Source organism: Faecalicatena contorta (assembly GCF_001404335.1).
In the GTDB taxonomy this organism is placed as follows: domain Bacteria; phylum Bacillota; class Clostridia; order Lachnospirales; family Lachnospiraceae; genus Faecalicatena; species Faecalicatena contortus_B.
On sequence record NZ_CYZU01000017.1, the window covers coordinates 1 to 11,110 of the forward strand.

Consider the following 11,110-nt stretch of genomic DNA (forward strand, 5'->3'; position numbering starts at 1 on the left):
TCAGCACCCAAGACTCGCTAACGGTGGCTCGCTACACCTTGCCGTATGGGATTTCCACCCACTAAACCAACCGCCCTTTTCTGGACGCGCCTACCCTTTAACTGCGCCGGACATGACGCCGCTCTGGATTTGATTATGGAATAATACATATATAATAATGACTGGAATAACCGATAAAATAATAAAAGCGTACTGCGGTCCCATCTGCGCCGAGAATTCTCCCCAAAAGGACAGCATCGCCCTTGGAACTGTATACTTGGCCGGATCAGAAATCAGCGTAAGTGAGAAAACAAGTTCGCCGTATGCATAGATAAAAGAGAAAATCGCTTCTGTAGCAATGATCGGCTTACATATTGGCAGTAAAACAGAGCGTAATAACCGAAAATCACTGCACCCATCTATGATAGCTGCCTCATCAATCTCTCTGCTGACAGAGTCCAGAAATCCGGTGAACAGAAAAATTCCCTGTGCAAGGTTAAAGCATACATAAACTAAAACAAGGTAAGCAAAATTATTTTTCAGCCCCCAGCTTGCCGCCATAGATGATATCGGAATCAATGTTGAATGGATCGGTACCATGACTCCTACCACAAATAGCATGTAAGCATGTCTCGCAAAGAAAATATGTCTTTTCCTTGAAATCGCATAGGCCGCCATCATTGCTACGATTACTTCTATTACTGTTGTTGACAATGCCACAAGCAGTGAATTCCCAATGGAACGGAAGGAATGTCCCAACTCATTCGCCACCACATAATTTTCTATTTTCCAGTGTGTCGGCAGATTCAATGCGCTTCGGTACATCTCATCATTTGTCTTAAATGACGAAATAAATACATACAGTAATGGAATAATTGTCGCAAGAAGCCAGACTCCGGCTATTGCATATAATATCAGTTTTTTCCAACTTCTTCTTTTCACCCTTATACCCCCTTTCAATATTCTTCCTGCTTAAATATCTTGTTGCAGCAGATACTTAAAACGACTCCCAGTATCAAGAGTATCATTGCGATCGCTGCACTGCGCCCCATCAGCTTAAAGGAATAGGCATTTAAATACAGCAGGATTCCAGGGGTGGAACTGGCCGCATTCGGACCTCCGCCTGTCATAGCCCAAATCATATCAAATTGCTTGATACAGCCTGTAATACATAAGATTGAATAGACCTTAAAAGAATTTTTACATAAAGGAAGCGTTATATAGCGGATTCTCTGCCATGCCGAGCAGCCGTCTATAACTGCCGCCTCATTCAATGCTTCCGGAATTGTCACCAGGCCGGAACAGAAAATCAGCATATTATAGGCAGCCGACTTCCAGCAGTTTACTAACGCGACAATCCATACATTTAGCCCCGGGGTGTTCAGCCAGTCAAAATCCATAGACTGCAGGCCCAGGTTACGAATAATCTCCATAATAGCCCCATAGTTTGGGTTAATAAGATTCTTCCACATAACAGCAACGATCGTAGTCCCCAGAATTACCGGAAGATAATAGACGGTTCTGAAAAGGTTTTTTCCCCTGATCTTGGATGTTACCAGAAGAGCCAGGCCATATGATAGCGGCATCTGTATAAAGAAGCCCACTATAAGAAATATCCCTGCGTTTCCCAGTGAACGCCAAAACGTTTTATCCGAAAATATGAATCTGTAGTTTTCTATACCAACATAAGACTTTTTAACACTAAATATCCCATTCCAGGACTGAAATGATAATATGGCATTACTGATAATAGGATATATTACAAATATAACAAGAAGCGAAATTGCCGGAAGTAAAAACACAGCAGCAATCCAGTAGTCCTTTCTTTTCATACTTTTCCTCCTCATATGAATACATTCAGCCAATGAAGCCGGAATGGATATCACAATTCAAATTCTTTATAAAGAGGACCTCCATTTCTGCCATGCAGCCACACTTTTCATGGAGGCCCTTTCTCTTCTTATTCGTAATTTGCCAGGTTATCCATAATCTCTTTGCTTACCTCTTCGGCTGATGAACCGCTTCCCAATAGCTGGAGGGCATTTCTTACAACTGTGAGTTCCGCCGTATTCGTACTCGCCTGCGCCAGTTCCGCAACATAGGCCTCTGTTTGGGACATCAGCTCATTACACTCCTCAAACATGTAATTATCAATAATGCCTTCTGATGGAATTACGGAATATGTATTCGCATACTCTTTTACCAAACCATCAACAAACTCCTGGCTTGTCAGCCATTTCACCACTTTTAAGGAAGCTTTAATCTGGTTTACTGATTTATTCATTGTACAGATAAAATAGTTCTGAGAAGCGCCTCCCATATTGGCCGTTTCATATTGAGCATCAAAGTATGGTATCTTAGTCGCATGGATTGTCTGCTTTTTAAAGCACTCGGAATCAGACAGCAATGCCCCGCCCCTGGATAAGTCGATCATGAATGCACAGTCACCTGCGCCAAAATAAGAACGTTCTGCATTTACGTCAACACTTAAAACATTTTCTCCAAAGTATCCTTTGTCCTGCATATTTTTAATCTCCTGAATCAGACTGACGATTTCAGGACTTTCATATGTAAACTTTCTTTCTGCCAGCTCATTTTCAAAATCTGGTCCATATGACTTTACCGCCATCGCACTCAAGAGATGCCCATACCGGTAATTATCAGATTCTCCTACCATAAAAGGCTGATAACCATTGTTCTTCAGCACTTCACAGCAGTTTACAAGTTCCTCCCAGCTCTTGGGGACTTCCAGATTACATTTCTCTAAATATTCCTCGTTATAGTATAAAAGAAGTTCAAATGCTGACCATGGCGCACCGTAAAGACCTTCATGCCCATATCTTCCATAATCGACCATATTCCAATTTGCTTTTACAATCCCATTGTACCAATCCGGATCAGCTTCAAAATATGGTTCAAGGTTTAATACAATGTCAGATTCTACATAGTCCAGGCAGTTGGTTCCACCATACTGCATAAAGATGTCTGGTGCGTCTCCTGATGCAAGATCTGTTGAAAGCCTGTCGAGGTAGTCATTTTCTTTCATAATAAAAATCGGTTCGATTGTAATGCCATTATCGGATTCATTCCACTCATTCACCTTATCAATAAAATACTCACTCTCCGCATCTCCGCCGTCAGCATTGATACGATGATATAATTTTACAGTTGTTTCTTCTACTTCCATTGCATCAATGTCATATCCTGCATCCGCAATATCTCCCTGCGCTTTTTCCTCTTTTTTTCCGCTTCCGCATGCGCACAGCCCGACTAATACGGAGACTGACAGAAGACAAGCTACAATACGTCTCATTCTTTTTTTCATTATATTCTCCTCCTTTTCCTTTAAAAAGTGCCCTAACTCGCAACAGTTCCGGCTATCCCGAACTGTTACCTTTACTCAGATCATCTGCATGTCTCTGTAAACATCTCTCCCTTCTCTAAAAGTATCTCCTCCCTTCCGTGAAACTCTCACCAATAAGTCTGCCAAACGTTTGAACCGATAGCTCCAGAACACCAATCTGTTATTTGATTGTTGTTAGCTGATACTTGTATTACAGGTATGAGTAAAATATAACATACACTATCATTTTTTTCAATATATTTATTTTATCAAATCTATTTTTTGGCATATTGCACAATCCATTTTTGTTAGTATTCGGTTTCTCTTTCAATTGAAATATTCATAATTCTTTTCAATGTGTGCATTCATCATTTTTACAGCCTCTTCCTCATTACGGTTTTCAAATGCTCTAATAATCTGCTGATGATAATAAATACCATTCTCAAATCCCATTTTATCAATTACAGTATCCATTGACTGCTCCAAAACATCCTGCAAAATACTATTTGTTTTTATGAAAAGAGCATTTCTGGTAATTTGGGCGATCTTAAAATGAAATTTTAAATCTGCCTTGCTAAAACCTTTGATATCAGAATTATCTTTGCAGCTCACCATTTCTGCTAAAATAATCTTTAGTTCTTCAATATCTTTTTTCGTTGCACGGTTCACAGCCAGCTTTGTGCAGCCTGTTTCAATGATCTGCCTGAATTCAAACACCTGCGCATCTGACTGGTCTCCTAAATACATAACAGGTATCAAAGCATTCATGCTATCTCCGATATCAAGATTCCTGACATATGAACCATCCCCAAGCCTTGTTTCGATCAATCCCAGTGCATTCAGCTTCTGCAAAGCTTGCCGTACAGTAATCCTGCTTACTTCAAACAGCTCCGCCAATTCATTTTCTGATGGAATTTTGCTTCCAGGCGCCCACTCTCCATCAATCAGCATCTTCTTTAGCTGTAATAATACTTGTTCACCTACATTAACCCTTTTTATCGGCTTAATCCCCATCCTGCTACCTCCCATGTTCCATAATTTTTTATTCGTCATGCATATAATAAATCCAGATTGGGTCGGGATTTTAATTGAATGCATTTGATTCTTGTATGCTGTAATACAGCTAACACTATTATTGATGATTTCACTTCAATTGTCAATCATTGAATTCAATTACTTAAAGAATACCACATCCCCGCTGTAGTCAAATGCCCCAGCAGCTTATGCAGAAGGTTCTCCTGGTAGGCCGCCATCACCGCGGCTGGGATTTCTCCGTGATACGACTCCTGCGTCCAGGCAAAGGCTTCGCACAAGGATCAGCCTTGTCGACGGACGGGGAGGCTTTCGGCTATCCCTTCATGGAGCGTCCCCATCCGTACCGCGACTAAAGCGCGTCACTAACTCCCGAATTCTTTTATTCCTCCGATAACACGAATTTCTTTTCCTCTGTCTGCACGATTTCGCCTGTCTTCCGGCCGAATTTAAGACCTCTGTCTACCGCCTCTATTAGTGCCGCCCCGCTTCGTGCATATCCCATCGTCCTGATTGTATCACGGATCAGGTCGTCTTTCGCCAGTGCCCCCTTCTCCTGTAATGTCTTACAAACAGCATTCTTCAATTCCTGTTGGCAGATGTCGGCCGGCGTGCGTTTATCATCCGCATTCACATCTATACGATAGAGATTATATGACTCCGGATTCTGTCCCTCTTTCCAATAGAATTTCATGCCGTTTTGTCTGTTTGCCTTTAAGGACATTTTTTTTATTACTTTATCGGTGGCTTCGATTGTCTGTGCACTCGCTCTGCCAATCTCAAATCCCCGAAGCGTCTTTTTGAACAGACGCTCATAAGAAATTGGCGCCTCTTTGTCCAGAATATCGTTCATTTTCTCCTCAATAAGTTTCATAGAATCCTTCGCAGCATATGCCGCTGTGGTAATTGGTGTGATCGCTACATTCGCGGACTCATATTCTATGCATTCATATCTTTCTGAATGTATACTGTCGAAAGATTCCGTCTTTTCTTCTGCTTTTACTGCAATCATCTGTGAAGGTTCGTCGGCCATTAAATCATTTTGAACAAACTTTACTTCCGCTGAAAATACAGGAGGTTCGATCTCACTCTCTTTCACATTGTCACCAGGAACAGTGTTCACCTCAGACAGAACACTTCCTGCATGTTCTTTATCTTCCTGTTTGACAGTCTCTCCCTGCAGAACCTCCTCTGTTGACTCCGCTTTGGCGTCTGCCACGTTTGCATCATTTCCCCCTTCCAGAGCATTCAGCATTTCTGCCTGGACAGCCCTTTTCTTAATGGCTGCCTCAGATTCCTCCTGCTTTCTCTTCTCGAGAAAATTCAAAAGTCTTGAAATTTCTTTTTCTCGATTCTCCCACCAGTCCATCGTCCAGATACGATAAAGTTCCCAGCCCAGCCCCTTTAAAACATTTATCTGGGCCACTTCGCGATCCTTCGTGTTGGCTGATTGCCGATAGGAGTCCCCGTCTAGCATGATGCCGATTAAGTATTCCTCATTATTATAAGGATTTACAACTGCAATATCCACCTTAAAATCGGAACGGCCAACATCTGTCTGGCACTGGTATCCCGCCTCGTTAAGCTTCTGGCAAATACGCTCCCTGATCCCCTGTTTTTTCCGTGTCTGGCTGCCCGTATTCTTTATCTGCATCCTGCCCTTTTCCGCAAACTCCAAAAAATTCTTTAAGGCCTCTACCCCTTTTGATTTTGTACGCTTTAAGTCTATCATGTCAGAGGTCAGTGTAGTGAATACAACCATTTCACATCTTGCCCTCGATACAGCAACATTCAGGCGCTTCCAGCCGCCTTCTTTGTTCAGCGGTCCGAAATTCATCGTTAGCTTTCCTTCTGCATCCGGGCCAAAGGATACAGAAAACAAAATAATGTCCCTTTCATCCCCCTGAACATTTTCCAGGTTCTTAACAAAAAGCGGTTCATCCCCCTGGCTTGCCCATATGTCGAATTTATCATCTTTGCGAAATTCCTCCTGCAAAAGATCCTCGATCAGTGTCTGTTGATTTATATTAAAGGTAACAACCCCTATCGTCAATTCACGTAAAGCAGAGTTCTCATAACGGCGTTTGATTTCCTTTACGATTGCGCGGGCCTCTGCTTCATTTACACGGCTCTTTCCCCGATCAAAGAAGCCATCCACCTTCTTCATACTTACTCTTTGCTCCCGATCATTTACGGACGGGAAAGTCAGCATATGGTTTTCATAAAACTCCTGATTGCTAAATGTAATCAAGCTCTCATGTTTGCTGCGATAATGCCATTTCAGATAGGCCTGCGGCATTCCGAGGGCAAGGCAGTCATCCAGAATACTGTCAAGATCCTCGATATCCAAATTGTCTTCGTCCACCGTGCTTCCTGCAAAGAAGCTGGTTGGCGGCATTTGATTCGGATCCCCTACGACTACAACATTTTCTCCACGCGCCATAACGCCAACTGCTTTACAAGTGGGCAGCTGGGAAGCTTCATCAAATACAACAATATCAAACAACTTCCCGTCTGCTGCTAAATACTGGGCAACAGAAATCGGACTCATAAGCATACACGGACAAAGCCGGCTTAACGCTTGGGGTATTTGTTCAAATAATGCGCGTATGGAAAGCCCTCTGCCATTACTGCTGATTGCACGTCTGAGTATATTCAGCTCCCTGCTCATCTCCACTGACTCATAGCCATCCGGCAGCTGATGGATCAGCCTATAAAACATTTCTTCCTTTGTCAATTCCATGAATTCCTGATCCAGCTTTTTAAACTGTAGAATTCTTTCATTGAATCCGGTTCCTGTAAAACCGTTTAGAACCGGTTCCTTCTGGATTAGCAACAGGGCAATCGCCTTATAGATGGATCGTAAGTATACATCCAGCACTGCCTCATGAGCAAGGCCCTCCTCATAGGCGTCACAAATAGAAGACAGCCCGGCCTGTCTGCATTCTTCTGATGATTGAAGGTAAATAATCCAGTCTTTAATAGATAAGGCATTATCCAGCAGTTTATTACAAAGTTCGATTCTGCTGTCCGGCCAATCCTCTTCCGTTTCATCAAATGTCAGCAAGAGCAGTTCTCTTGCTGCTGTCTCTGTCCTGAAAAGTATATCGAAATTTGCAATTACCTCTCCGGCCTTTTTTAGACAGTTATTTAACTGGTCACAATCTTTAAGCTGCCGAATTTGTTCCATAAACGGTGATATTGCTGCAATCTGCGCTGTTATCTCTTCCTTATACTTCCTGAATTCTGCAGGTGTACCGAATTCTTGTGCAACCCCGCCCCAATCTGAAGGCAGATTTTTTTCTAACTCTGCCACTTCCTTTACTTCCTGTTGATAGAATGAGACATCCGTAAGCAGTGCCGGTATCTTATCAGTCTCTACCCGGAAGTCTGCATATGCCTGGAGCTCCGCTGTCAAAGCTGCAAGTGCTTTCCCTTTGCCAAAGAATTTTTTATTGGCCTCTTCAAATCGTCTGCGAAAACTTTCCATATCCATCCTCAGGAAGTTTTCATTCCATTTCCCCATGAAAACTGCTGTCTTTTGACTCAAAGCATATTTTCTCTGCAGAAATTCATCCGGCGCTTCAAATACTCGTTCAATTAAGTCAGCATTTAACAGAAATGACGGGATATTTTCCACATACCGGACGCTCTTTGCACAACTTCTTATTTGTTCCATCCCGGATCGGCTGACAGGGATTGCCTGTCCCATTACTCCCGCAAAGGCTGAAGCAGCATTTTTATAATTTATCAATGCATCTTTATATGCCGACACAATTCTGGTTAGTTCTATTTTTAAACTCTGACTGTATTCGATTTGCTGCACTGCCATTAAAGGGTGTCCGTGAGGATGCCCGACAGCCCGCCCTGCGGCAACCAATCGTTCCAAAATATGTCTATGATTATCCAAGCTGCTCTGGGCTAATCCTGACACAAAAGCATCCTCAAAGTAAACTTCCTTTCCATGATCCGGAATGTATTCATAAATATCGATTAGTTCGCGCAAACTGTTTCCAAATCCCCTGCGCTTATGAAGCGCCTGCACATAAGCATCCAGATCCATTCTCATTCTGCGTATATCTTCAATTTTTTTATCATAATCAGTCCGCACGCCCTGCGCATGCAGTTCGAGTCCGCGCTTTAACTGACCCAGCACACTTTTTTTAGCCGCCTTCTGGGAATGTAATTCAAGGCAGAAATCCCCTATACCTAAGGCTGCCAGGCGTTTCTGCACCACTTCCAGTGCTGCCATTTTTTCTGCAACGAATAGAACGGTCTTTCCCTTTGTAAGCGCATTGGCTATCATGGCGGTAATCGTCTGGGATTTTCCCGTCCCCGGAGGCCCATGGAGTACAAAACTGACGCCGCCGGCAGCCATGTTGATCGCACGAAGCTGCGAAGAATCGGCTGTAACCGGCAGATAAGCTTCATCTGTATCTACGCTTTCCGGTATTGTGCAGTCCCAGTCGACAGCGCCGTTTATCAGGCTGCGCACTACTTTATTTCTTTCCAGGAACTCTGTTTTGTTATGAATATCATTCCACATTACAAACTGTGAAAAAGAAAAATTACCAATAAAACCGGACTCAATCACATCCCACATCGTTTCATCCATGATCCCATGCCGTACAGCTGCAAATATCTTATCAATGTCCAGGCCGTGTTCATCCACAGGGACAGGACTGAGGCCATTAATTACAAGGTCAAAGTTCTGCTTTAAAAATTCCAGCAGTGTAATATTTATCTGGGCATCTTCGTCTCTCATACGGAGTACATACCCTTTGCTTGCTGATTTTCTGGTGATTTCTATCGGAATTAAAATAATGGGTGCATATCGGGGAGTTGTACTCTTTTTTCCCTCAAACCAGCGCAAAAGACCTAGTGCCAGATACAGCGTACTGGCTCCATTTTCTTCCATTGACGTCTTTGCAGAACGGTACATCCTGGTTAGGCAGCCATTTAATTCCTTTTCCGAATAAATAGAATGCAGCCTTCGGTGCCGGCTTTCCAATGCGATTAAATCTGCATAAGGCCCTAATACATTGGTTGTCTCCGCGCTAAAGGTGTCCACATTGTTCAGGTCCCATTCCAATGGACGGGGAAGTACTTGAAACTCTTCGCCGTCAGCCAAGGCATCCTCCAGAACCCCCACCGATGCAGATAATAAGGGCACTACTGCTTTGGTAAGACGCATATTGATAAGCATGTTGCGCAGGCTCATGTCCAAAAGCTTCCGCTCCCACTGTTTTTGTTTTGTAACCCGCTCAATTGTCCTTGCATTGCTATATTCAAATGTATCCCCCAGGCTGCTTGGCGCACTGGTCACACCCGATTCTTCCCTTTCCGTATGTTCTACTACGTACCCCTTATCCGTTTTTATGCGGATAGGCAGTGGTCTGACTCCGCTCCTTCTGGCACGCATTATATCAATCGCAAAAACAAAATCCGGATAACTGCCAACTGCATATACAGCCATCTGAATTGCCGTATCAAAATGATTGCTCTTCCCTGCGCACATGGCTGTACACTCAACAACAAGCAGCTCATGTATCCCATTTGCCATCCGCTTCTCCAATTGGGACGGATCATCTACAATTGGATCCGCAAAGGATTCCTCTACAAGCCAGACGCCGGCAAAGATATGCCCCTTCATCAGAACCATGATTGGGTGCAGGCCCATTGCCTCCAGACAAGAGACGTAAAGCAGTGTCATATCCAGGCAAGTGCCCAGATGCTGCTCCATAACGGCTTCACAGAGACGAACACGCTGACCTACTTCTTCAAAACTGGACGGCGGTACCGCATAAGTTATATTTTTCTCCTGAATAGCAGCATACGCTGCCGCCGCCATCATTTTCACACGGTTCGGATCATGACTTTGGTACCCTTCCAAAGATGGACGGCCCGTCCACTTATCAAGCCACTTAGATGCCGACTGCAAAAGTCCTGTCACAACGGGATGGTTCGGGGTAACGAATGTGGCCAGTAAATCCGGGAAATATCTGAGCCCCGGCCATTCATCATAAGCCAATGCAATGATATCCCGGTTCTCTGATACCAGTTCATCTTCGCCCTGAAAAATACCGATATAAAGGATCCCGGAAACGCGTTCAGTCAATGATGCCAGGTATTCTCCCTTGATCAGAATTTTCAGATTGCGAATCTCCAGTTCCTCCCCTGCCTGCAAAATCTCTACTGCCTGCTGATAGGGTTCTGTCAGTTCTATATCTGTGTGTATCCTGATAACCAGGTTACCTATCTCTGCGTCCGTTGTATTTTTAATACGGATACTCCTGATAAGTTCCAGCCCATTCTGCTGTAAGGCATATGTAAAAACATCATTGATCTGAGCGGATATCTTTAAACTTTTGTTCTCTTCCATAATATATTCTCCTCAAAAGTATAATTTTTTATCAGCCTTAAAACGACCTATCGGCGGGCAGAGGTAATTCCGCCAGCTATTAGGCGCCTGCTGTCGAATGGTTCACTTCTCCCCGGTTGATTTTTTCCCTTCTATATTCTTTTGCATATACTGCAGAAGATGGGCAGACTTTTACAAAATAAAAAATCTGCCCATTAAAATTTAATTTAAACTTTTAATGTGAATATCACAATACTTTGTATATCTGCCCGCGACTCCCAGCATCAATTACTGTGATAATCAGCTTTCTATTGTCAATGGTATAGATAATCCCCCATTCCTTTTTTACAATCGGCAAGTGTATAATCTTTTCTTACTCGGACATATTCACACCT

5 protein-coding genes are annotated in these 11,110 nt (G+C 43.2%); all 5 read right to left on the reverse strand.

What is annotated here, in order from left to right:
* Positions 1 to 90 precede the first annotated feature (90 nt).
* The 5 genes from ARB69_RS10215 to ARB69_RS10235 all read right to left on the reverse strand — a co-directional run bounded on the left by ARB69_RS10215 (position 91) and on the right by ARB69_RS10235 (position 10,736).
* Positions 91 to 921, reverse strand: coding sequence for a carbohydrate ABC transporter permease (locus ARB69_RS10215; RefSeq protein ID WP_055153035.1), 831 nt, complete (start codon positions 919 to 921; stop codon positions 91 to 93).
* Between the two features lie 14 nt (positions 922 to 935).
* Entirely contained in the window at positions 936 to 1,811 is an 876-nt protein-coding gene (locus ARB69_RS10220; RefSeq protein ID WP_050640500.1) for a carbohydrate ABC transporter permease, read from the reverse strand.
* Between the two features lie 128 nt (positions 1,812 to 1,939).
* Positions 1,940 to 3,304 carry an ABC transporter substrate-binding protein gene (locus tag ARB69_RS10225; RefSeq protein ID WP_050640501.1) on the reverse strand — a complete coding sequence of 455 codons (1,365 nt, stop codon included), beginning with the start codon at positions 3,302 to 3,304 and terminating at the stop codon, positions 1,940 to 1,942.
* A 345-nt stretch (positions 3,305 to 3,649) separates the two neighbouring features.
* On the reverse strand, positions 3,650 to 4,336 hold the full coding sequence (locus tag ARB69_RS10230) for a FadR/GntR family transcriptional regulator (RefSeq protein WP_050640502.1): 687 nt from the start codon (positions 4,334 to 4,336) through the stop codon (positions 3,650 to 3,652).
* Positions 4,337 to 4,736: 400 nt separating this feature from the next.
* Complete coding sequence (locus ARB69_RS10235; RefSeq protein ID WP_055152930.1) at positions 4,737 to 10,736, reverse strand: DUF4011 domain-containing protein; 6,000 nt, start codon at positions 10,734 to 10,736, stop codon at positions 4,737 to 4,739.
* Positions 10,737 to 11,110 lie beyond the last annotated feature (374 nt).

What these genes read in the sequence shown, in the direction of transcription:
- ARB69_RS10220 (WP_050640500.1), bottom strand. Translation starts at nt 1,811, where the DNA reads ATGAAAAGAAAGGACTACTGGATTGCTGCTGTGTTTTTACTTCCGGCA.
- ARB69_RS10225 (WP_050640501.1), bottom strand. Translation starts at nt 3,304, where the DNA reads ATGAAAAAAAGAATGAGACGTATTGTAGCTTGTCTTCTGTCAGTCTCC.
- ARB69_RS10230 (WP_050640502.1), bottom strand. Translation starts at nt 4,336, where the DNA reads ATGGGGATTAAGCCGATAAAAAGGGTTAATGTAGGTGAACAAGTATTA.
- ARB69_RS10235 (WP_055152930.1), bottom strand. Translation starts at nt 10,736, where the DNA reads ATGGAAGAGAACAAAAGTTTAAAGATATCCGCTCAGATCAATGATGTT.